This is a genomic window from Erythrobacter westpacificensis, assembly GCF_039542285.1.
Taxonomy (GTDB): domain Bacteria; phylum Pseudomonadota; class Alphaproteobacteria; order Sphingomonadales; family Sphingomonadaceae; genus Alteraurantiacibacter; species Alteraurantiacibacter westpacificensis.
In genome coordinates this window covers 469,150-491,979 of record NZ_BAABHV010000009.1, presented here as the reverse complement: position 1 = coordinate 491,979, position 22,830 = coordinate 469,150, and the positions used below count along the sequence as shown (strand labels likewise).

General features: G+C 64.9%; 21 protein-coding genes and 1 tRNA gene. 10 read left to right on the top strand and 12 right to left on the bottom strand.

The features are described from left to right. Positions 1-133 precede the first annotated feature (133 nt). The 3 genes from ABFX23_RS07145 to ABFX23_RS07135 form a co-directional block, all read right to left on the bottom strand. Positions 134-2,458 (bottom strand): TonB-dependent receptor, encoded by a 2,325-nt coding sequence (locus tag ABFX23_RS07145; protein ID WP_346032394.1) that lies wholly within the window; start codon positions 2,456-2,458, stop codon positions 134-136. A gap of 327 nt (positions 2,459-2,785) precedes the next feature. After that, positions 2,786-4,153: a sensor histidine kinase gene (locus tag ABFX23_RS07140; RefSeq protein ID WP_346032393.1), complete on the bottom strand. Its 1,368-nt coding sequence runs from the start codon at positions 4,151-4,153 to the stop codon at positions 2,786-2,788. Beyond that, complete coding sequence (locus ABFX23_RS07135; protein WP_346032560.1) at positions 4,150-4,806, bottom strand: response regulator; 657 nt, start codon at positions 4,804-4,806, stop codon at positions 4,150-4,152. The genes ABFX23_RS07140 and ABFX23_RS07135 overlap by 4 nt, the downstream gene beginning before the upstream one ends. Positions 4,807-4,919: 113 nt before the next feature. Here ABFX23_RS07135 and ABFX23_RS07130 point away from each other — a divergent pair, with 113 nt between their 5' ends. From ABFX23_RS07130 to ABFX23_RS07120, 3 genes are read left to right on the top strand one after another with little or no spacing between them, the layout of a single operon-like run. Then, positions 4,920-6,002, top strand: coding sequence for an efflux RND transporter periplasmic adaptor subunit (locus tag ABFX23_RS07130; protein ID WP_346032392.1), 1,083 nt, complete (start codon positions 4,920-4,922; stop codon positions 6,000-6,002). Between the two features lie 12 nt (positions 6,003-6,014). After that, positions 6,015-9,122, top strand: coding sequence for an efflux RND transporter permease subunit (locus ABFX23_RS07125; protein ID WP_346032391.1), 3,108 nt, complete (start codon positions 6,015-6,017; stop codon positions 9,120-9,122). Further along, a complete protein-coding gene (locus ABFX23_RS07120; protein WP_346032390.1) occupies positions 9,119-10,351 on the top strand; it encodes a TolC family protein in 1,233 nt (410 codons plus the stop codon). The genes ABFX23_RS07125 and ABFX23_RS07120 overlap by 4 nt, the downstream gene beginning before the upstream one ends. Before the next feature lie 35 nt (positions 10,352-10,386). On the opposite strand, the gene ABFX23_RS07115 is transcribed toward ABFX23_RS07120, so the two are convergent. Both ABFX23_RS07115 and ABFX23_RS07110 read right to left on the bottom strand, forming a co-directional pair. After that, positions 10,387-10,462: transfer RNA gene (locus tag ABFX23_RS07115), tRNA-Val, on the bottom strand. Between the two features lie 121 nt (positions 10,463-10,583). Then, positions 10,584-11,189, bottom strand: coding sequence for a TlpA family protein disulfide reductase (locus tag ABFX23_RS07110; protein WP_346032389.1), 606 nt, complete (start codon positions 11,187-11,189; stop codon positions 10,584-10,586). 19 nt (positions 11,190-11,208) lie between these two features. Between ABFX23_RS07110 and argH the strand changes: the two genes are divergently transcribed. The 7 genes from argH (at position 11,209) to ABFX23_RS07075 (ending at position 17,028) form a co-directional block, all read left to right on the top strand. Continuing rightward, positions 11,209-12,585, top strand: a complete 1,377-nt coding sequence (argH, locus tag ABFX23_RS07105) for an argininosuccinate lyase (RefSeq protein ID WP_346032559.1) — start codon at positions 11,209-11,211, stop codon at positions 12,583-12,585. Further along, a complete protein-coding gene (locus ABFX23_RS07100; protein WP_346032388.1) occupies positions 12,582-12,821 on the top strand; it encodes a hypothetical protein in 240 nt (79 codons plus the stop codon). Before argH ends, ABFX23_RS07100 begins: the two co-directional genes overlap by 4 nt. Positions 12,822-12,836: 15 nt before the next feature. After that, the gene (gene lysA, locus ABFX23_RS07095; RefSeq protein ID WP_346032387.1) at positions 12,837-14,117 is read left to right on the top strand and encodes a diaminopimelate decarboxylase; all 1,281 of its coding nucleotides are present in this window, start codon (positions 12,837-12,839) and stop codon (positions 14,115-14,117) included. Then, complete coding sequence (locus tag ABFX23_RS07090) at positions 14,117-14,896, top strand: precorrin-2 dehydrogenase/sirohydrochlorin ferrochelatase family protein (protein WP_346032386.1); 780 nt, start codon at positions 14,117-14,119, stop codon at positions 14,894-14,896. The genes lysA and ABFX23_RS07090 overlap by 1 nt, the downstream gene beginning before the upstream one ends. Positions 14,897-15,002: 106 nt before the next feature. Then, on the top strand, positions 15,003-15,158 hold the full coding sequence (locus ABFX23_RS07085) for a hypothetical protein (RefSeq protein ID WP_162925312.1): 156 nt from the start codon (positions 15,003-15,005) through the stop codon (positions 15,156-15,158). A gap of 11 nt (positions 15,159-15,169) precedes the next feature. Beyond that, positions 15,170-16,138: a hypothetical protein gene (locus ABFX23_RS07080; protein WP_346032385.1), complete on the top strand. Its 969-nt coding sequence runs from the start codon at positions 15,170-15,172 to the stop codon at positions 16,136-16,138. Beyond that, positions 16,126-17,028 carry a transposase gene (locus tag ABFX23_RS07075; RefSeq protein WP_346032384.1) on the top strand — a complete coding sequence of 301 codons (903 nt, stop codon included), beginning with the start codon at positions 16,126-16,128 and terminating at the stop codon, positions 17,026-17,028. The genes ABFX23_RS07080 and ABFX23_RS07075 overlap by 13 nt, the downstream gene beginning before the upstream one ends. Before the next feature lie 10 nt (positions 17,029-17,038). On the opposite strand, the gene ABFX23_RS07070 is transcribed toward ABFX23_RS07075, so the two are convergent. The 7 genes from ABFX23_RS07070 to ABFX23_RS07040 form a co-directional block, all read right to left on the bottom strand. Continuing rightward, positions 17,039-17,944 carry a TorF family putative porin gene (locus ABFX23_RS07070; protein ID WP_346032383.1) on the bottom strand — a complete coding sequence of 302 codons (906 nt, stop codon included), beginning with the start codon at positions 17,942-17,944 and terminating at the stop codon, positions 17,039-17,041. An 88-nt stretch (positions 17,945-18,032) separates the two neighbouring features. Next, positions 18,033-18,530 (bottom strand): Holliday junction resolvase RuvX, encoded by a 498-nt coding sequence (gene ruvX, locus ABFX23_RS07065; RefSeq protein WP_346032382.1) that lies wholly within the window; start codon positions 18,528-18,530, stop codon positions 18,033-18,035. After that, positions 18,506-19,714 carry a DUF3089 domain-containing protein gene (locus ABFX23_RS07060; protein WP_346032381.1) on the bottom strand — a complete coding sequence of 403 codons (1,209 nt, stop codon included), beginning with the start codon at positions 19,712-19,714 and terminating at the stop codon, positions 18,506-18,508. The genes ruvX and ABFX23_RS07060 overlap by 25 nt, the downstream gene beginning before the upstream one ends. Continuing rightward, complete coding sequence (locus ABFX23_RS07055) at positions 19,656-20,807, bottom strand: AI-2E family transporter (RefSeq protein ID WP_346032380.1); 1,152 nt, start codon at positions 20,805-20,807, stop codon at positions 19,656-19,658. The genes ABFX23_RS07060 and ABFX23_RS07055 overlap by 59 nt, the downstream gene beginning before the upstream one ends. Positions 20,808-20,812: 5 nt before the next feature. Further along, a complete protein-coding gene (gene lepB, locus ABFX23_RS07050; protein ID WP_346032379.1) occupies positions 20,813-21,658 on the bottom strand; it encodes a signal peptidase I in 846 nt (281 codons plus the stop codon). An 11-nt stretch (positions 21,659-21,669) separates the two neighbouring features. Continuing rightward, on the bottom strand, positions 21,670-22,074 hold the full coding sequence (gene acpS, locus ABFX23_RS07045) for a holo-ACP synthase (RefSeq protein WP_120078022.1): 405 nt from the start codon (positions 22,072-22,074) through the stop codon (positions 21,670-21,672). Positions 22,075-22,084: 10 nt separating this feature from the next. Beyond that, positions 22,085-22,825 carry a pyridoxine 5'-phosphate synthase gene (locus ABFX23_RS07040; protein ID WP_346032378.1) on the bottom strand — a complete coding sequence of 247 codons (741 nt, stop codon included), beginning with the start codon at positions 22,823-22,825 and terminating at the stop codon, positions 22,085-22,087. Positions 22,826-22,830: the final 5 nt, after the last annotated feature.

Genomic DNA, 22,830 nt, shown 5'->3' with positions numbered 1-22,830 from the left:
CTTTGAGTAATGCTTTGCAACAGCGGATAGATCGAAAGAATAATGGTTAACTTCTTATAACCAAAGAGCTTCTGAAGGACAAGTTTACTTGCTCTTTGGATTGCTTGCCGCGAATATTGCTTATGCCGTCCGCTTAGAACCGCCGGGCAAGTGCCAGTTCGACCGAACGCGGGGTGTTGAGGGCGCCGTTGGGAAGTCCGAAGAAGGCGGTGATCTGTGTAAAAGTACGGCTGTCGGTCAGATTGCGGCCCAGCAGGGCGACTTCCCATTCGGAATCGAGATGTTCAAGGGCCAGTCGCAAGTCGATCTCGTGCCAGGCGCCTCCACGAAATGTGGGGCTTTCCTGGTTCGTCTCCAGAAAATGCACGCTCCCCTGGTATCGTGCCGCAAGTCGCGCACTCGCCCGAAGATCGCCGACGGCCCATCGATACTCGCCGGAGGCGAAGACCTGCAGGTGTGGGGCGCGCGTCAGTTCGTTACCGCTGACGTCGACTTGCGTGACGGGTGGAGCGGTGCCGAGAGCGAAACTGTCCTCTCTAAGTGCGCTCAGAGTCCCTTCGCGGATTGAGGTGTCGAGCAGGGCGAGGCTCGCGTCGAATGACAGGCCGCTCAGCGGCACCGCTCTCAATTCGACTTCCAGCCCCTGCGATCTGGCGCGGGCGAGGGTTTCGATCCCTACGCCCCCGGTCGGCACGGGCGTGCGAACCTGCATGTTGCGATAGGCGTAGCGGAAGGCCGTGAGGTCGACCTGTAACCAGGGCGCAATTTCGGTCCTCAGTCCGATCTCGAAGGCATCGTTGTGCTCGGATGCGAACTCGGGATCGATCCCGCGAAAGGCGTTGAAACCGCCGGACTTGAAGCCGCTGTTGTAGCTCGCGAAGCCGCGAACTCCCTCGGCAAGCTCCCAGTCCAGGACAAGCCGGTGGGAGAGGTTGGTCTCGTCACGCGATCGATCGAGATCCGGCGCGCGGACAAGAAGCTGGCCTGCGGCGAAGACCGTGTCTCCCGGCGGGTCGAAGGCGTTGATCTGCGCTACCGTCAGACTATTCAGGAAATGCTTCCGCTCATTCGTGTACCTGAGCCCGCCCGAGAGACTGAGGGCCTCGGTAAGCCTGAATGTCAGATCGAAGAAACCGGCCAGGCTCCTGGTCTTCTGACTGGTGCGAAACGTAGCTACGGTTCCGCCGCCCCCCGGACCGGCCAACCTGTTGTTTATCGCCACCTCGGCGCGGTTGGTTTCCTGAAAATAGAAGCCTCCGATCATCCAGCTGAACCGGCCTGACAGGTCCGATGCGAGACGCAGTTCCTGGCTGTACTGGCTGTCCCGCAGCACTGCTGCATTGTCGCCGAGATTTCCGATCTCTCCCTGGACGAACATAGGCTCGGGCGGATCGATTGCCGTTCCATCGGAATCCTGCATGCCCGACAGTCGCCAGTCTCTGTAATTCGTTATCGAGACCAGGGTCTGGTCCCCCAGTTCCAGCTCGCCGCGAGCGGTGAGGCTGTTTCCCCGAAGCTCGGTAAAGGTGGGCCGGTTGAGGGCAAAACGACCGGCTTCCAGAATATCCTGCAAGCCCTGCCGCGGGACGAAAGGGTAGACCACGTTCCTGCCGGAAGCACCGGTATTTTCGTCGCTGACGTCGGAGAGATCAGCAATCGCTATGGTCCCCGGCTCGTTTCTGGAGCGACCGATTTCGCCTGTCAGATCCAGCCGGACACCGGCATCGGGCGCGAACCTGAGAGATATCCGGGCCCGAGCGTCTCGCCCCCCGTTCAGTCTTTCCCCGGCAACATTGCTGCCGAAGCCGTCGCGGAGCGATCCGCTCGCCGCCAGCCTGACAAGGATGCGGTCCTCGTCGTCGAAGGGGCCCGATACCGCACCCTGCAGGCGAAAGGACTCAAGGGAAGAAGCCGAGGCACGTACGAAGCCGGACAGATCCTCGGTCGGTGCTGCGGTGTGGATCATTACCGCGCCAGCCGTGGAGTTGCGACCGAACAACACACCCTGGGGGCCACGCAAGACTTCGATCCGATCGACATCGAACAGATCCAGAGTCGACATCCGGAGCCGGGCGACGAAGGCACCGTCCTGGTAGACCGCGACCGGCTCGTCCGCGAAGATGTTTCCGCCGCCGTTCGCTCCGCCCACGCCGCGAATGGAAAGTGGCGCGAAGCCATAATTGACTGAATTCGTAACAACCAGGCCAGGCGCGCGGGCACCAAGGTCCTGCAAGGTATGTACACCTGTCTGCGCCAGTTCGTCGCCACTCAGGACGCTCATCGCGATCGGCACGTCCTCCAGGCGTTGTTCGCGGTGCTGTGCGGTGACGATGATTTCCCGAAGGATCTCGTCGTCATGCACCTGGGCGGAGGATGGTACGGAGCATGCCAGAACGCTACCGCAGAGTGTCGTGGCGGAGCCAAGATCGCGCAGCCGCGATGTTGTTCGCTGCAGCACGTCCCTCAAATGGGAAGGTCCTCGGCATTACGACTTGCAGCGTGCCTGACGGCTCGCCGTGAAACCAATAATCGGGACGCGCAAACGAACATGGGCCTGCCTCGCGAAGAACTCAGCACGACAATTTCCGCACGGCTTCGCGAGAATCTTATACTGTTATTATATCGCGGCCTTCGCACAGGAAACTATCGGCAAGCTAAGCCGATCGGAATTGCGCGTCAACCGAACGGCCTCCTTGGCCCGCTAGCGCTTTATCCAACTCCTCGCTCCCTCCAGTTCGGCCATTACAAAACCTGGAGCGTGCATTGCATCAGTGGCGCGAAGATCTTACGACTTTGTCTGAAAGCCGGGGAAAGTGATGCGAGCCGTCAGGCCATCGCATCCGGAGATAAGCCGAAGTTCGCTGCCCATATCGGCGCAAAGGTCGCGCGCAATTGCCAGACCCAGGCCAGATCCAGGCACATTTTCATCGAACCAGGTGCCGATATCACAGGCCCGCCCGATTTGTTCTTGCGTCATCCCCGGTCCGTCATCCCGAACTTCGATCGCAAACTCCTCATCGCCAGCTATTTCCAAACTTACGCGAACCCTTGTCCGCGCCCACTTGCCGGCATTGTCCAGCAGGATGGAAAGAAGCTCCGTCAGATTGACCGGGTCGACCGAGACCAGGGCCGGAGCGTCCAGCGGCTCGAGATCGAACTGCTTGTCCGGATGGAGCCGACGCATCGCACTCAGGATCGGTACGATCAGTTCAGGTAGCATGGTCTTGCGGCCCGGCACGCGGGCCCCGATGGCAGAGCGGGTGCGCGCCAACTGATATTCGATCTGGTGCCGCATCGCTTCCGCCTGATGGAGCAGTGCCTGCCCGCTGGAAGCACAGGGTTCGCTTTCACTTAGCCGTTCGGCCTCGTCGGTAATCACTGCCAGCGGCGTGCGCAGGGAATGGGCAAGGTTGCCGGCCTGAACGCGTGAGCGGGCTACGATGGCGCTGTTTTGCGCAATGTATTCATTGAGATCGCCCACCAGCGGCGCAATCTCGCTCGGATAGCGCCCTTCCAGCCGATCGGCCTTGGCGGCTCGCAATCGGGCGATCCCTTCGCCTAAACGATGAAGCGGGCGCAAGCCGAACGAGATAATCGCAAGCCCCGTTGCCAGCAGCAACGCCGCAAGGCTTGCCATCCAGATCGTCAGGTCACGCGTGAAGTCCGCGATATCCTCATCCAGTTCGCTCTGGTCGGTGGCGATCACGATGTGCAGTTCTTCGCCGCCAGGAGCGATTTCCACCATCCCGTAGGTGATGGCGGGACCGGTAGGGCCGGTTTCCACGATATGGGCGATATCCGGCGAATGGGCGATGGTGTCATCCAGCCTGCCTTGCAGCATGCTGCCCGATTTCAGAACCGGGCGCCCCGGCACGCTCACTTGCCAGTAGAAACCGGAGAGCGGCTCTTCGTAGCGCGGGTCGGAAAGCGGACGGTCGAGGTACGGCACGCCGTCGGCACCCAGTTGCGCCAGGCGCGCCAGTTCGCGGACATGCACTTCCAGTTCCTCGTGGTACATGTCCTCGATGTGGGTCGCGAAGACGCGCGTTGCGGTAAACCAGATGCCGCCGATGCCGAGCGCCACCCACAGGGTAACCGCCAGCAGGAAGCGCAGTCTCAGGCTACCGGACGAAGGTGTGCTGGCCTCGCTCATGCCTCGAACCGGTAGCCCATGCCGCGCAGGGTCGTGATCCGCTGCTTCCCGATCTTTCGGCGCAGACGCCCCACCAGCACCTCGACGGTGTTGAGTTCGCGCTCGGCATCGAGATCGTAGAGATTTTCAAGTATGTCGCTTTGCGAAAGCACCTGGCCCGCACGTCGCATGAACAGGTGAAGCAGGCCGAACTCGCGCCGGCTGAGCGAGACGGGCACGCCGCCATCCTCTACCGTGCGTGCCAGCGGGTCGAGCATCAGGTTGCCCGCTTTGAGCGTATTGTCACGCTTGCCCATTTGCCGCCGGAAGAGCGCCTGGAGGCGCGCCTGCAATTCCTCGAACCGCACCGGTTTGACCACAAAATCGTCTGCGCCAAGGTTCAGGCCCTCCACCTTGTCCTGCCAACTGCCGCGCGCCGTGAGGATCAGGATCGGGCAGTCCACGCCCTGCGCGCGCCAGTGACGCAGCAGGTCCAGCCCGTCTCCGTCTGGCAGGCCCAGGTCGAGAATGATTGCGGCCATCGTATCCAGATCGGGCCAGTCCTCGCCTTCGGCGCGGTTGGTGGCCAGGTCCACCGCGTAATCGGCGGCACGCAGACGATCGCCCAGCCTCTGGCCGAGTTCGGGGTCGTCTTCTACAAGCAGCACGCGCATGGGCGGCCTTCGTGGTGCGGGCATTTCATACCCGATGGTCTAGGACGCGAAACTGACAGGAAGCTGGCAAACTGACAAGTTGTTGTCAGCTTGGGAGTGCACTGCTGCCTTCCATGAAACGCGCCGCTCGCTCACTCGTCCTGCCCGCGCTGCTGGCGCTTGGCCTGTCTTCCTGTTCGGAGTCCCCTCCCGACCCCGATGCTGCTTCGCTTGAGACGCAGCAGGGAACCGGCCTCGCGATAGAGACTGCCGCAGCCGAGGTTGCGAGTGGTGTACCCCTTGGCAGCGTCCCGGGGCGGATAGTGTTGCCCCCCGACGCACGTCACGCCGTGACATCCCCGTACCCGGGCGCTGCCATCAGGGTCTACGTGATCGAAGGGCAGCCGGTGCGCAGGGGAGACCCGCTGGCGCTGGTGCGCGCGACGGAGCCGGTGGCAATCAGCGGCGAGCTTGCCCGAACCCGTGCCGAATTGACCGTAGCAGAAGCGCAGGCGGACCGGATGCGGCAGCTTGCCGAGGAAGGTATCGTGGCGCAGGCCCGCGCGGACGAGGCCAATGCCCGGCTTGCCCAGGCCCGCGCCAGCGTGGCCGAGGCGCAGCGCCTCGTCGCGCTTACAGGCACCGGCCTCGATGGCAGCATGACCTTGCGCGCGCCCATTGCCGGGCGCGTATCGCATGTCGGCATCGATACCGGCGAGATGGTGGGCGATGGCCCCGCGCCGTTCATCGTGGAAGCGTCCGGCCCCTTGCGCATCGAACTTCAGTTGCCCGAGCGCCTGGCGCGGCAAGTGCGCCCCGGCATGGGCGTGGAAGTGCAACTGCCCGGCAGCGGGCCGGATGATGCGCCGGCAGGGGGGCGGATCCTATCGGTTGCACCGTCCATCGAAGTGGACACGCGCTCGGTCATGGCGGTGGCCAGCATTTCCTCCGCACCCGGGCTCGTCGCGGGGCAGAATGTGACGGTCGTCATCAGCGGGTCGGCGAACGGCGAGGGTGTTTCGGTGCCTTCTTCCGCCGTCAGCCGCATCGCCGGTCAAACGCACGTATTCGTGCGAGAGGGGGAAGAGTTCGTGCCGCGTGCCGTCGAGGTGGTGGCCAATGCCGGAGGCCGCGCGGTGATTGCCGAAGGGCTTGGTGCAGGCGAAGTGGTGGCAACTAGTTCCATCGCCGAACTCAAGGCCGCTTCGGCGGAATAGGGGGACCGGGCAATGCTGCGTTCCCTCATCGAAAAGGCGCTGTCGCTGCGCCTTGCCGTGCTCGCGCTGGCCCTGATCCTTGCAGGCATCGGCGCATGGTCGTTCAACCGCCTGCCGATCGATGCCTTCCCGGACATCAGCTCCACCCAGGTCAAGATCATCCTGCGCGCGCCCGGCATGACGCCCGAGGAGGTCGAAAGCCGCGTCATAACTCCCATCGAAATGGAAATGCTCGGCATTCCGGACCAGGCGGTGCTGCGTTCCGTCGCAAAGTACGCGATTGCCGACATCACGATCGATTTCGAGGACGGGACGGACATCTACTGGGCGCGCCAGCAGGTGTCCGAAAGGCTGAACTCGGTCATGGCCGAGCTGCCATCAACCGTGGAAGGGGGCATGGCACCGATCTCGACGCCGCTGTCGGACATGTACATGTTCACGCTGGAAGGTCCGCAAAGTCTGGCCGAAAAGCGCCGCGTTCTCGACTGGATCATCCGCCCCGCGCTGCGCACCGTGCCCGGTGTGGCGGATGTGAATGCGCTGGGCGGCTTCGTCGAGACTTTCGAGGTGGCCCCGGACAACGGCGCGCTGGCGGCCGTCGGGCTTTCAACCGCCGATGTCGCCGCAGCTATCGATACGGGCAATCGCAACGACGGGGCGGGGCGCCTCACCACTGGCGAAGAGGCGCTGATCGTTCGGTCCACCGGGGCGATCCGCACGCTGGACGATCTTGCCAACACCGTGCTGCGCACAGGCGATGGCGGCGGTGTCGTGCGTCTTGGCGACGTTGCCGAAGTGCGCACCGGCAGCCTGACGCGGTATGGTGCCGTTACCAGAGATGGCACGGGCGAGGCGGTGCAGGGCCTTGTCATCGGCCTGCGCGGTGCGGATGCGGCGCAGATCGTCTTCGGCGTGGAAGAACGGCTGGCGGAGATCGCACCGACTTTGCCTGATGGAATGGTGGTGGACGTTTTCTATGACCGTTCCGACCTGATCGAGCGCGCCGTGGGAACGGTGGAAAGCGCGCTGCTGGAAGCGACCGTGCTGGTCGTGTTGCTGCTGCTGCTCTTCCTCGGCGATTTCCGCGCTTCGGTGATCGTGGCGTTGGCTCTTCCCATGGCCGCCTTGCTCACGTTCATCTTCATGCGCGCGATCGGTCTCACGGCCAACCTGATGAGCCTTGGCGGCCTGGCGATTGCCGTGGGCATCCTGGTGGATGGGGCCGTGGTGGTGGTGGAGAATGTCGTCGAGCGCCTGGCCGATCCCAGGCACGCAAAGCAGGGCAAGGCCTACAACATTCTCGTCGCCACGGTGGAAGTGGCAAAGCCCGTTGCCTCGGGCCTTGCCATCATCGCCCTGGTCTTCCTGCCGCTGCTGACGCTGGAGGGGCTGGAGGGCAAGCTGTTCTCCCCCGTCGCTCTCACCATCGTGCTGGCGCTGGCCTCGGCACTGGTGCTTTCCCTGACGCTGATCCCGGTGATCGCCTTCTACATGCTGAAGGTGAAGGAAGGCGAGCACGAGCCCTGGCTGATGCGCAAGATCGCGCCGCGCTTCCACGCTCTGCTCGACAGCGCCTTTGCCCGCAAGAAGCTGGTCTATGGCATTGCCGGCGTCTCGCTGGCGTTGACGGGCGTAGCCTATACGATGACCGGCAAGACCTTCCTGCCGGTGATGGACGAAGGCTCCGTCGTGATGCAGCTGGCGAAGCTGCCGTCGATCTCGCTTGAGCACTCCGTCGAAGGCGATCTCGCCGTCGAGCGCGCGATCATGGAAGAGGTGCCCGAAGTGCAGGCGATCATCGCCCGCGTCGGCTCCGACGAAATCGGCCTCGATCCGATGGGCCTGAACGAGAGCGATGCCTTCCTTGAACTTGCTCCGCGCGAGGAATGGCGGGTGCCAGACAAGGAATGGCTGGTCGACCAGATCCGCACCGTGATGCACCGGTTCCCGGGTATCGAGCCGAGTTTCACCCAGCCGATCAACATGCGAACATCCGAAATGCTTACCGGCGCGCGCGGCGACCTGGCGATCAAGCTGTTCGGTCCTGATCTCGACGAACTCTCGCGCCTTTCAGGTGAAATCCAGGCACGTCTGGAGACCATCGACGGCACCAGCGAGGCGATGACCGTGGCCAATGACACGGTGGATTACATGCAGATCGATATCGATCGCGTTGCCGCAGGGCGGCTCGGGATGCCGGTGACGGACTTGCAGGACATGATGCGCGCGCAGGTGGAAGGCGTGCGCGCCGGCGTGGTGGCGGATGGCAACCGTCGCATCCCCATCGTGGTACGCGGCGAAGGACGCGGCGCCGATACGCCGCAGACCTTTGCCGACCAGTTGTACCAGGCCCCTTCCGGACCGCTGGTGCGCGCCAGCGATGTCGCGAATGTTACTCTTGCGGAAGGTCCGGTGAAGCTGGAGCACGAGAACGGATCGCGCTTTGCCATGGTGCAGGCATTCGTCACGGGGCGCGACCTCGTCGGCTATGTCGAAGAAGCGCGCGCCGATATCGCGCAGAACGTGGAGCTTCCGGCAGGCTATCGCCTCGAGTGGGGCGGCCAGTTCGAGAACCAGCAGCGTGCCAGCGCGCGTCTCGCGATCGTCTTGCCGATCTCTGTCCTGCTGATTTTCGGAATCCTGTACTTCACGCTGGGATCGCTGCGGGCATCGCTGCTGATCCTGCTCAATATCCCCTTCGCCATGGTCGGCGGGATGATCGCACTGGCAGCGTCCGGCGAATATCTCTCGGTGCCCGCCTCGGTCGGCTTCATCGCCCTGATGGGCATAGCCGTCCTGAACGGGCTGGTGATGGTCACATACTTCCGCCAGCTGCGGAGCGAGGGCGTTCCCTTGCACCGGGCCGTTCGACAGGGAGCGGAGCGCCGCCTGCGCCCGGTGCTGATGACGGCCAGCATTGCCGCCTTCGGCCTCGTTCCCCTGCTGTTCGCCAGCGGGCCGGGATCGGAAATCCAGAAGCCGCTGGCCATCGTCGTAATCGGCGGCCTGGTATCCGCGACGCTGCTCACGCTGGTGTTGCTGCCGATCCTTTACGAACGCTTCGGCGAAAGTGAGGGCGAGCACGAGGAAGAGCACATGGGTGAAGGAGAAGCAGCATGATGCGCCCGAAACACCTTGCCCTGATTCTGCCGCTGCTGGCGCTGGCCGCTCCCGCCAGTGCCGAACCCGGCCTGCCGAACGAAGAGCAGGTCTCCATCGCGCTGGATGCCTATCCGGCAGTGGAAGCCGCACGGCAGCGCGTCAGCGCGGCCCGCTCATCCGCCCGCGCGCGCGCAGCCAGCCCACACGATTTCACCGTCACCGGCAGCTACACGCGCCGCAGTATCGATTTGGAGGGCGACTTCGACGAGTTCGATGCCGAGCTGATGCGCGGCGTGCGTCTGCCGGGCAAGGCCCGGCTGGACCGCGAGATTGGCACACACCTCGTCGATGCGGCGCAAAACATGGCCGAGGATACGCGCCACCAGGCTGCCCTGGTCCTGGCGCAGCACTGGTGGGACTGGCTTTCTGCCTCTGCCGTGGCGCAGGTGGATCAGCGCCCAGTCGCCAATCTCGAAGCGGCCCTGGCCGCGGTACAGCGCAGGATGGATCTTGGCGATGCGGCGGCGCTGGATGCCGATCAGGCCGAAGCTGCGCTGGGCGCTGCCCGCGTGCGCGCAGCACAATCTGCCGGCGAGGCGGACCTTGCCCGCACTCGCCTGACCACGCATTTCCCGGCGCTCGCCGTACCTGCCGAAGCGCCAGAGATTCCCGTGCCCGAGATGGCTGCTGACGAATTGTCGCGCCTTTCCCGGCTGGTGGTGATGAACAGCCACGAAATTGCCGCCGCCGAAGCGCAGGCGCGGGCAGTGGAGGCTTCCGCCGCGCGCGCAAGGCTGGACCGTGTGGCCGACCCGTCGCTGGGCGTGCGGGTGTTCTCAGAGCGGGGCGGGGCGGAAACTGGTGCGGGCCTGGTGTTCTCCATGCCCTTTGGCGGCAGCCGCCGCGGCGCCATTGCAGACCAGGCCATAGCCGAGGCCGATGCCGCCCTGGCCGAGGCCCGCATGGCGCGCTTCGCCGTGCAGGAGACTTCCGCCGCAGACCTGGCGCAGGCGCGTTTCCGGATCGAGTCCTGGCAGCGGGCCCGCGAGGGACTGCGCGCGCAGATGGCCGTGCTCACCCGCATGCGGCGGGGGCATGAGCTGGGTGAGATCGATCTCGCCGATCTGCTGCTGACAGAACGCATGACGCACGATGCCTTCACCATGGAGGTGGATGCCCGCGCTCAGGCGCAGCGCGCTGTCACGCAGTTAAGGATCGATAGCCACGACCTGTGGCTGGCCGATTAGCGGTGCGACTGAATTGATTCGAAGTATCTGAAAACTGGTGGGCGATGACAGGCTCGAACTGCCGACCCTCTCGGTGTAAACGAGATGCTCTACCAACTGAGCTAATCGCCCCAACACCAGTCTTTGCTTGCGTCCATGTCGATCGCAGCGCGCGCCCCTTAGCGCAAGGTTTGCCTGCGAGGAAAGGGGAAAGATGGCTTCACGCGAAATTGTCTTTTTTGGCGGCTCCTGATTATGAATCGCTGGGCGATCCGCCATCCGCCAGCGCATCCAGCACTTCGGCACGCGCTTCCTCGGATCCCCAGTCATACGCACCGATCACGCGCCACAGCTCGTTGCCGTCGGCATCGTAGAGCACGGTGAGCGGCAGCACCGGGCCGCCGCCGAAGGTGAAGGCCAGTTCGTTGTCCGGGTCCAGCCACTGCGGCAGGTTCGGCAGGTCGCGCGCTTCGAAGAACGGCTCCACCACATCGGCCCCGCGCATGTCCTCGCTCACCGTCAGCACGCGCACCCGGCCTTCCAGATCGGCGGCAAGGCCGTCGAGCAGCGGCATTTCCACCACGCACGGCGCGCACCATGTCGCCCACAGGTTCAGCAGCACCGGCTCTCCCACCTCGGACAGCACCAGCTCCTCGCCCGCCGGGTCGACGACAGTCACCTCGGGAATGGTCTCTCCGGCGAAGCTGCGGTCCAGCGTGCCGGTCAGTTCGATAGTTTCGCTTGGGCCGGGCGCGGTCACGTTTTCTTGCGCCGCATCCTCCGTCCCGTTATCGCACGCGCCGAGAGTAAGGGCCGCACCGGCGGCTAGGCAGATCAGGAACAGGCGCGACTTGGCCAAGGATACATCCTCCAATGCAATGTGGGGCGGGCGGTTTGCCGAAGGCCCCTCTGCCATAATGCGCGAGATCAACGCGTCGATCCCGTTCGACAAGGCTTTGTGGCGACAGGATATAGCGGCAAGCAAGGCGCATGTCGCCATGCTGGCGGCCTGCGACATCGTGACGGACGAAGATGCCGAAACGATTATCGACGGTCTCGAGAAAGTTGCCGCCGAATACGAAGCCGACGGCGTGCCAGAGGACTGGGACCTCGAGGACATTCACATGACGACCGAGTCCCGCCTAGCCGAACTGATCGGCGCACCTGCGGGCCGCCTGCACACCGCGCGCAGCCGCAACGACCAGGTGGCAACCGACTTTCGCCTATGGGTGCGAGAAGCGATGGACGAGGCGATCGCCGGGCTGGAGGCTCTGCAACGCGCGCTCGTCACCCGCGCTGGCGAGCACGCCGCTTCGATCATGCCGGGCTTCACCCACCTGCAGACCGCACAGCCGGTGACGCTGGGCCATCACCTGATGGCTTATTACGAGATGGCCGCGCGCGATGTCAGCCGGTTCAAGGATGCGCGTGACCGGATGAACCTGTGCCCGCTGGGCAGCGCGGCGCTCGCCGGAACCGGCTTCCCGATCGACCGCGAGATGACGGCGCAGGCGCTGGGCTTCGCCGGGCCGACCGCGAACAGCCTCGATTCGGTGTCGGACCGTGACTTCGCCCTCGATTACCTGACGGCGGCCAGCCAGTGCGCGCTGCACCTCTCGCGGCTGGCAGAGGAGTTCGTGATCTGGGCCAGCCAGCCATTCGGCTTCGTGCGCATGCCCGATACGCTCTCCACCGGCTCTTCCATCATGCCGCAGAAGAAGAACCCCGACGCTGCGGAACTGGTGCGCGGCCATGCCGGACGCATCGTCGGCTGCCAGACGGCACTGATGGTGACGATGAAGGGCCTGCCGCTCGCCTATTCGAAGGACATGCAGGACGACAAGCCGCCGGTTTTCGAAGCCGCCGGCCTCCTGCGCCTGTCCATCGCCGCGATGGTCGGCATGGTGGCGGACGCGACCTTCAAGACAGACCGGATGCGCCAGGCCGCCGAACTGGGCTATGCCACCGCGACCGATCTTGCCGACTGGCTGGTGCGCGAGGCGGACATTCCCTTCCGCGAGGCGCACCATATCACCGGAGCGGCGGTGAAGCTGGCCGAAAGCCAGGGCAAGGCGCTGGACGAACTGTCTATGGACGAGCTGACGGATATCGACAGCCGCATCGACGAGCGCGTCTACAAGGCGCTCTCGGTCGAGGCATCGGTTGCCGCGCGCGATTCGCACGGCGGCACGGCTCCGGACGAAGTGCGAAAACGCGTGGCGCAGGCCCGCGAAGCGCTGGGTATGGAAGCATGAGGCGCGCTGTCCTGATCCTTCCCGCACTCACGCTGGCAGCCTGCGCCCAGACTGCCGATCTCGAGCCTGCGGCAGGCGACACCCTGCCGCCCGCGCCATACGGGGCGCAGGAACCGCTCGATGCCGAGGAATTGCTTGAGCTCGACCCGCAGGCTGCGCCCGAACGCAGCGTGGAACTGCGGCGGGAGAGCGAGGAGCGCGAGGACGATCCGTTCGACCTCCCGCCCGAGAGCTGACAGGAATTACGTAAAGTGGACCATTTTCAACTCAGGAACGGCGAACTCCACGCCGAAGACGTGCCCCTTTCGCGCATTGCGGAAGAAGTGGGCACACCCGTCTATGTCTATTCGCGCGCCACGCTGGAGCGCCACGCGCGCGTTTTCCGCGAAGGACTGGAGCCGGTGACACAGGCATCCGGCGAGGAGCCGCTGGTTGCCTTTGCCGTGAAGTCCAACCCCAATGTCGCCGTGTTGAAAGTGCTGAGCCGCGAAGGCTTCGGCGCCGATGTCGTTTCCGGCGGGGAGCTGGTGCGCGCCCTGACCGCGGGCATGCCGGCAGACAAGATCGTATTCTCGGGCGTAGGCAAGACGCGCGCCGAGCTGCAGCTGGGCCTGGAAAAGAAAATCGGCCAGTTCAACATCGAATCCTCCGAGGAAGGCCGTGAGCTTGCCGAACTCGCGGCGAGCCAAGGGCTGGAGGCGCAGGCGACCTTGCGCATCAATCCCGATGTCGACGCGAAGACGCACGAGAAAATTTCCACTGGCCGCGCCGAGAACAAGTTCGGCATCCCGTTGGTCCGCGCGCGCGAGGTGTTTGGCGAGTTGGCGAACCTGCCGGGCCTCAACCTGCGCGGCGTGGCTGTGCACATCGGCAGCCAGTTGCTCGACCTCGAGCCGCTCGAAACCGCCTTTGCGAAGGTCGGCAAGCTGGTGGCGGACCTGCGCGCCGATGGGCACACCATCACCCACGTCGATCTCGGCGGCGGGCTGGGCGTGCCCTACAAGGCCAGCGAGAACCCGCCGAGCCCTGCCGAATACGGCGCAATGGTGGCCCGCGCGACAGAAGGATGGGACGTTCACCTGACGTTCGAGCCGGGCCGCGTGATCGCGGGCAACGCCGGTGTGCTTCTCACCCGCGTCGTGCGCGTGAAGCGCGGCGGGAACGGTCCGCCGTTCGTGATCGTGGATGCCGCCATGAACGATCTGGCACGCCCGGCCATGTACGGCGCATGGCACGACTTCGATGCTGTCGTTCCCGGTGGAGACAAGATGATGGCCAACATCGTCGGCCCGATCTGCGAGACGGGCGATACCTTCGCCACCGACCGCGAGATCGACGCCTTGCAGTCGGGCGCGCTGGCCGTGTTCCGCACGGCTGGGGCATATGGCGCGACCATGGCCAGCAGCTACAACTCGCGCGGTTTCGTGCCCGAAGTGCTGGTGGACGGCGAACGGTTCGCCGTGGTGGCGGACCGAATCCCCGCCGATGCCATCATGGACGCGGAACGCGTGCCGGACTTCCTGCTCGACTGATGCGTTCGCTGCCCCTCTTCCACCGTATTGCCGGACAGCCGGTGATCGTGCTGGGGGAGGGGGCCATGGCCGAACCCAAGCGGCGACTGGTCGAGCGCGCCGGCGGTCGCGTAGTGGCGGACATGCAGGAGGGCATCGACGAGGGCGCGCGGCTGGCATTCGTCGCCCACGACGACGAGAAGATGTGCGAGGGCGATGCCATTCGCCTGCGCTGCGCCGGGCTGCTGGTCAACGTGGTCGACCGCCCGGACCTGTGCGATTTCACCACGCCCAGCCTGCTGGAGCGTGATCCGGTGCTGATTGCCGTTGGCACCAGCGGCGCGTCGGCTGGTCTTGCGAAGCAGTTGCGCCTGCGGCTGGAAAAGCTGCTGCCGTCCGACCTCGGCGATCTGGCCGAAAAGCTTTCCGCCATGCGCGCCGCGATCAAGGCGCGCTTTCCCGACATGGGCGAGCGCCGCCGCGCGCTGGACGAGGCGCTGGGCGCGGGCGGCCAGCTCGATCCGCTGGCGGAAGGCGGGGCTGAGCGCGTCGAAGACTGGCTCTCAAGCGCGGGCGATCAGCAGGCAAATGCAGTGCATCGCTTCACCCTTGCGAGCGACGATCCCGAAGACCTCACCATCCGCCAGGCGCGCCTCTTGGGCAGCGCCGACGCGGTGATCGCCGACCCCGCAATTCCCGAAGCCCTGCTGGACCGCGCGCGCGCCGATGCCGAGCGCCTGACGCTGCCCTACGATGGCCCGATGCCCGGCGGCCTGGTGGTATTCCTCGAACGCGCCTGATTGGCGATCATCAAGGATTACAGTCATTTAACTTAAAGAGCCGAGACTTACTCGTCACACCTCCCGCAGGAACGGCGCGGTGCCGTTTCGTTTGCAGGAGATGACAATGAAGCTTCCCAAGATCGATCTGGCGAGCCTGCCCGATCTCGACACCCTGACCGGCCTGTTCGGCTCAATCCGCACGCCCGGCCATGACGACACGATCATCGTGATCGCCACGGTCGTCTACGACACCAACCCTCCCGGCAGCGGCCTGATCTGAGGTCCGGGGCGATGCAGGTTCATCCCGACATCGCCGCGTTGCGGAGCGACCGCGCTCCGCAACGCGAGGCCCAGGCCGCCATGCTGGCAGCGGGCGAGGCATGGGCGAGGGAGCCCGGCGCAGCCGAGTTGCAGGCCGATCTGAGGGCGTTCGGCGAAGGCGCTCCGCTGGAAGCGTGCGCAATGCTGGAGGCCATGTTTACCGCCAGCGGCGAAGCGGAGCGGCTGATGGACCTGATGAGCCGCCATTACTGCCGCGCCATGGCCGCGCACCCCATCGGCCACCCGCCATTCCGGCAGGGGTTCGATGGAACCTCGACTTCCATCCTCCTCGCAAGTTCGGGGCGTGCGCAACTGATGTTGCAGGCAAAAGAGCCGGGGGCGATGGCGCATCCGGGATACATGTTCTGCGACGCGGTGCGCTTCGACGCCGTGCTGGGCGGTGCGGCCGATGCACGGATCGTGCGCCAGACAGGGCGGAATACCGGTCCGGCGCGGTTCTCCGAAGAGGCGCTTTCCCTGCGGTCCGGCCACCGCCTCGCTCTCGATCTCTCCACCGAAGCAATCGTTGTCGATGCGGTGCAGAGCCGCTTCGTCGTCCTGCGATTGCTGCGAACTGCGGCAGAGCCGCAGCCGGGTCGTGAATACGATGCCGCCAGCGGCAAATTGCTTCACCAGAGCGCAGGGCGCATCGGCACCAGTCGGCGCGAGGCAACCATCGCCCTGCTGGGCCGGATGGGCCGCGCCGATGCCGCCCCCGCCATGGTGCGCGTCGCGCTTGAGGAAGGGGATGTTTCGATGCGTTGGCAGGCCTTGCGCGAAGCGCTGGCGCTGGATACCGCGCAGGGGTTCTGCGCCCTCGTCAGCGTGGCCCGGCGAAAGGACGATCCCCTGGCGCGCGAAGCAGGTGCGCTGCGGGCGCAGTTGCTCGAAACCTATCCCATGCTTGCCGAACTGGAGGCCGAACGATGCCCCGCGTGATCCATTACGAAGACGCTGCCGCCTGCGATCTGGGCGACTGCATCGATGCCCTGGAGACGGAAGGCTTCAAGCCTTACGAGGAAGAGAGCCTGCTCCATGGCGCGAAATGGCTGCGCCGCCTCGCCAATAATCGCACGTTCCTGGGCGACATGATGCTGGAAGAGCTGAAAGCGGGCGTCGACGTGGCCGAAGACGCCAGCAGCTATGGCCCGCAGGTGGTCATGCTGTCGCCCCTGGGCCGTGAATACTACATGCGCGCCAATTTCTGGCCGAGCGCGGACGAGCATATGTTCCGCGCCAGCGGCCCGTCGGCCTTCAGCTACGAATTGCCGCACGACCACAATTTCGATTTCCTCACCGTGGGCTATTTCGGGCCTGGCTATTCAAGCGACTACTACGAATACGAATACGAGCAGGTCGCAGGATTCATCGGCGAGATGGCGAACCTGCGCTTCGTCGAACGCTCCACGCTCGATCCCGGCAAGCTGATGCACTACCGCGCACACCTGGACGTGCACTCCCAGCTACCGCCCGAAAGCCTCTCGGTCTCGATCAACATCATGCACGCCAGCGGCGCTCAGGGCCTGCTCGATCAGTATCGATTCGACGTTGAGAAGGACGAGATTGCGGGCGTCATCAGCCCCGGCGGCAGCGAGACATTCCTGCGCGTGGCCGTGGGGCTGGGCAGCGAGGACGCGCTGGACCTCGCGCACCATTTCGCACGCGCCCACCCCAGTGACCGCATGCGGCTTGTTGCGCTGGATGCGCAGGCCGGTGTTCTCGACCTGCGTGAACGTGACGAACTGTGGCGGCGCGCGGAGAGCAGTGGCAGCAGGTTGGTCGCTCGCGAGGCGATGCGCAGGAGAAGGGCCTTGGAGGAGGCGTGCTGAAGGCCCTCTCTCACAGGCTCCAGCTAATGCCGATCCGGCCGACTACATCGTACTGGTCGATGCCGCTGGAAACGTCGCTGTTGGGGATCCAGAGATCGACACCACCGCTCAGCGTCAGTCCGGGCAGGCTGTCTGGCGCGGGTTGCCCGGAGAAAAGCAGGCCAGTGCGAAAGAAGCCCAAGGTTTCCTTGCCGCCGTCGACCCCGTCATAATATTCGTCCGACAGGCCGATCATCACCGGCACGGCCACGTTGATCGGCGCGCCGCCTATGTTCGCATCGAAGGACGGTGTCAGCGATGGCTGGACATAGAGGGCGTCCTTTCGCCCAGGCCGTCCCGCCTCCTGCACCAGTCTTAACGAGGGAGACAGGCTGAAATTGTCCAGCGGCAGGCCATCCCATAGCCCGGAATCGTCATACCCGACGATCATTTCGAGATCGTTGTATCCTTCGAAGGAATCGCCAAGCGATTCATAGCGGTAGTAAGTGGCCGAAACGTTCCACCTATCGGCGAGTTGAACGGAAGCGCCGGCGTAGAGGTCGGTTTCGTAAAAGCGGGTGAGGCGTCCGGCGGGGCCGGGCGGCACCGATCCAAGCTTGATGCTCGCCCAGCTGCCGGCAAACACACTGGCATCGGTGACCAGCCCCCCGTCATCATCCGCCACGTCGAGCGACACGGTAACACTCGGCTGAAAGCTCACTTCCTCTGCAAACATCACGCCGCGCGAGATGTATTCGGTGACGATGCCCGAACCGATACTGACCGAAACGCGATCGCTGTCTTGCGGGGCTTCGTCTTCTGGCAGGACAACCGGAGCGGGTGGCTCTGTTTCGGGTGTCGGATCGGCTTCCTGGGCGAGAGCGGAAACGGGCAGGACAGGGGCGAGCGCAACGGTGCCAAGGAGCAGGATTCTCACGGTTTCCTCCGCGTTTCGGACAGGTTTGCATGAAACCAACCGGACGCGGGGCGTGGTTGTTCCGAAAAGTCGGACTCGCGACCGTCTGCTAGAGAATGCCGCCCGCCAACCGGTCTATCGCGCCTTGCAGGATGACGGCGGCAGCGTGGCTGTCGATCCGCTCGGCACGTTTGCGGCGGCTGGTGTCCTGCGCAATCATGTCGCGCTCCGCCGCCGTGGTGGACCAGCGCTCGTCCCACAGCAGCACGGGCAGGCCGAGGCCGTTCTGCGCGCTGGCGAGGTTGCGGGCGAAGGCGCGGCTGGCCTGCGCGCGCGGTCCGGCGCTGCCATCCATGTTCAGCGGCAGGCCGATGACGATGCCCGCCGCAGAGCGCGTCTCGCACAGCTCCTGCAAGGCGGCGCGGTCGCGGGTGAACTTGCCCTTGGGCAAGGTCTTGCCCGCCGTCGCAAAGGCCCACCCGGCATCGCAGATCGCAGTGCCGATGGTCTTGGTGCCAAGGTCCAGCCCCAGCAGCACACCGCCCAGCGGCAGCGCGCTGCGGAACTCGGCGGCGTCTTCGGTTACGAGGGCTGGGCTGGCTGCCATGCGCGCACCCGGTTGACGACGTCTGCCTGGAGGTTCCGCCAGAACAGCGGGATGTCGTAGACGTGGTAGTTGTTGCCCGGCAGCACGTACTGGCCAAGCTCGGGCGGATCACCGATCAGCAGGATGCCGCTTTCCGGATCGCACCGCGCGGGCACTGCGCCTGCCACCAGTTCGCCGTTCGAAAGGTCGCCTTCGGGCACCAGCGTGCCGAGATTGCGCTCCGCATCGGCACTGCCGTCGAGAGAGCCGGTCAGCGGGTTAACGCACAGGATCGGCGTGTCCGTTCGGCTCTCGCCGTCGATCCCCGGCGTTTCGTTGTAGAGCCGGAGGTACTGGCCTGGATCGGCAGGCTCGGCAAAGCTGGCCCAGCTTGCGACGCAGCCGGCCTGCTGCCCGCTGGCGCAGGCAGGCAGGCCAAGGGCGGGCAGGTCCGTCTCCAGCGAGATCGGCATGCCGATCGGGTAGGCGACGGCCAGCCGCTCCATCAGCGGGGTGCCTTTCAGCTTCTCGGTCAGCAGGCGTACGACGTGGTAGCCGCCCTGGCTGTGCCCGGCGAGAACGATAGGCGTGCCTTCGGGCACCGAGTCGATGAAGAAATCGAACGCCTGCTCGATATCGGCATAGGCGGCATCCAGCGCGCGTCCGGCCTCGGGGGAATCGGTGAGGAAAGTGCCGTAGGTCGCCTGCCGGTAGCGCGGTGCCCATATCTCGCTTGCACGATTGAAGGCGCTGGCCATGCCTCGCACCATCAGGCGCGCGCGAGTCTGCGATTCCTCGTGATCGAGCGGCGCGTTCCAGGCATCGTTTTCGAGGAAACTGGTGGGGTGGACGAAGAACACGGCAAAGTCCGGCGTGTCCCCGCTGTCCGCGGGTCCCGACGGGGGAGGCTGGGTGGAGAGTTCCTCACTGAAAGCAGGCTGCCAGCGCGCGGGATCGTTCACGCCCTTGCCGGGGCGGCTGAACCACATGGCCGGGTCCTGGTAGGCGTTCGCCTCCAGCGGGTCTTGCTCGACGAATTCGACATCGGGCACGAGCGCCATCTCGGTGAGTTCTTCGGCGTAGATTCGCAACACGAACAGCACGGCAATCGCCAGCACGATCAGGAAGGCGACAATATAGAGGAACTTACGCAGGATCGTTCTCCAGGGTGGTGGTGTTATCGGCGGTCTGCCGTGCGTCTTCATCCAGCAGGGTGCTGTCCTCCGCGTCCTTGGCGCGGGCGCGTTCTTCCAGCGCGACCTTGATCATGGCGAGCAGGGGATCGGCGAACAGCAGGCCGAGAATGCCGAACAGGATGCCCATGATCAGCTGCATGGCCAGCACCAGGGCAGGCGCCAGGTCCACCGTCTTGCGGGCGATCATGGGAATGACGAAGTAGCCGTCGATGTTCTGCACGGCCAGGTACACGACGATGGTGTAGATACCCATCTGCGCGCCGCCCGAGAAGCCCACCAGCACCATCAGCCCGCCCGATATGAGTGCGCCGATGTTGGGAATGAAAGCCAGCAGGCCGGTAAGGATGGCCAGCAGCGCCGCCATGGGAATCTCGTCCCCCGTCACCAGCCCGTATCCGAGCAGGGCGACGTAGGTGAAGCAGCCCTCGAACACCATGCCCACAAGCCTGCCGAACAGCAGGCGGCGCATGGTGTAACCCATCTGGCTGGCGGTGTGATAGAACTGGTCGCGCCGCCCCTTAGGCAACATCCAGGCGACGCCCCGCTCGTAAAGGCGGGGTTCGGCAGCGACGTAGATGCCGATGATGACGATCAGCAGTAGCGTGGTCAGTCCGCCCAGCAGGCCGGTGAGCGCGCGGGTGACGGTGCCGAAACCGCTGGCCGCCTGGCTGGCCATGGCCTGCACGGTGTCCATGCTGATCTGGAAGCCCTGTTCGCGCATCCAGCTGAAGATCGTGCGGGTCTGTTCCTCCACGATGGTGGGAAATTCGGCGGCCTGTTCGGATATCTGCGCCCCGGCGAACATCGACAGCCAGACCAGGAAACCGACTGCGGCCAGCAGCACCAGCGCGATCCGCCAGGGCCGGCCGATGGGCAGCCACCGGCCCAGCAGCCGCGCCCCGCCGTCCACCAGCGAGGCGAATACCATTGCGCCGAAAATCACCAGCAGGCTTTGCGAGATGTAGACGGCCAGCACCACCAGCCCGACCACCGTGGTCCAGGTCAGCGCGCGCCATGCCTCGAACCGCAGTTCCGGCGAGGATATGCGCGTCGGGCTTGCACCCATCGCGCCGTCGTCATTCGGTCCAGCCGGTTTGCCCACGGCGCCTATTCTCCCCTGATTTCAGGGCGCAGACTGGTCCACGCGCGGCCGCCGCGCAAGGCCTGTAACCATGTTATCGGGTTCCACGTGGCCTGCCCGTCGAGCGAGAAGGTGATGAATTCCGCGCGCCCGCCGACGTCTTCCAGCGGCACGGGGCCACCAAGGCCGCTGGCGAACACCGGCGCGCGGCTGTCTGCCGAATGATCGCGGTTGTCGCCCATCAGGAATACGTGCCCATCGGGAACGGTGATTTCGGCCATGTCGTCGAGCGCCTGGTCCATGTGATCGATGATCAGGTAACTCGCCCCGTTGGGAAGTGTTTCCCGGTAGGTGGGCGGCTCGTAGACCTGCGTGCCGTCCTCCAGCGTGACGAGATAGGGCGCGAAGACCGAGAGGCATTCGGTGCCGTAGCCGCAGATGTTGTCGTTCTCCACCGGCAGCCGCACGGGCGGTTCCATGTCCTGCGCCACGGGTTCGCCGTTGAGGATGATCTGCCCATCAACGAGCGCAATGGTATCGCCCGGCAAGGCGACGACGCGCTTGATGTAGTCTTCGTTTCGGTATGGCGGCACGGCGATCACGATGTCGCCGTACTCCGGCGTGGCAGGCGCAATCCGCCAGTCACCGCGCGGGGCGAGGTGGAAACTGGTGGAGACCCAGCTCCAGCCGTAGGGATACTTGCTCACCACCAGCCTGTCCCCCACCAGCAGGTTTGGCACCATGCTGGCGCTGGGGATATAGAACGGCTTCGCCACGAAGGTGTGGAACGCAAGCACGGCCAGCAGCATCAGCGCAAGGCCGCGCACTTCGGCGAACCAGTTGATCGGCTTCTTCGGCTTCTTGTCGCTCATGCGGGTGGCAATCAGGCTTTCGGATGGGCTTCGATGATCACGAAGGCCTGTGCCCATGGATGATCGTCAGTGAGGGTGACATGAATGGAAACGGTGTGCCCCGGCGGCGTCATTTCCTCCAGCCGCGCCGCCGCGCCGCCGGTAAGGGCGAGGGTGGGCGCACCCGAAGGTGCATTCACCACGCCGATATCCTTCATGTAGACGCCGCGCTTGAAGCCGGTGCCCACGGCCTTACTGAACGCCTCCTTGGCCGCAAAACGCTTGGCATAGGTGCCCGCCTGCGTGTGCGGACGGCGCGCGGCCTTGGCATTTTCCACGTCGGTGAAGCTGCGCTGCTTGAAACGCTCGCCCCAGCGGTCGAGCGAGTTCTGGATGCGCTCGATGTTGCACAGGTCGGAGCCGAGACCGATGATCACCGCGTCCCCCTCACCGTGCGTGATCCATCAGTTCGCGCATTTTCAGCACCGCAGGCTCCAGTCCGCAGAAGATCGCCTCGCCGATCAGGTAGTGCCCGATGTTGAGCTCCGCCAGTTGCGGAATTGCGGCGATGGGCTGGACGTTCTCGTAGGTGAGGCCGTGGCCCGCGTGCGGCTCGATACCGTTCTTGGCGGCGAGCGCGGCCATGTCGGCGATGCGCTTCAGTTCCTTCTCGACCCTGCCGGAGTCGCCATCGAGCCCGGCATGGGCATATTCGCCGGTGTGGAATTCCACCACTGGCGCACCGAGGCGCAGGGCGGCGTCGAGCTGGCGTTCCGACGCCTCGATGAACAGCGATACGCGGATGCCCGCATCCTGCAGGCGCGAGACGATCGGCGCGAGTTGGTTGTGCAAGCCGGCAGCATCGAGGCCGCCTTCGGTCGTGCGCTCCTCGCGCTTTTCGGGCACGATACAGGCGGCGTGCGGCTTGTGGGCAAGCGCGATGGCGAGCATCTCTTCGGTCGCGGCCATTTCCAGGTTCAGCGGCAGATCGGTCGCGTCCTGGATGCGCTTGAGATCCTCGTCGCGGATATGGCGGCGGTCTTCGCGCAGGTGCGCGGTGATGCCGTCGCCGCCGCAGGCCGCCACGATTTCCGCCGCGCGCACGGGATCGGGATGGTCCCCGCCGCGCGCGTTGCGGATGGTGGCCACGTGGTCGATGTTTACACCGAGACGGAGTTGCTTGGTCATGGTGG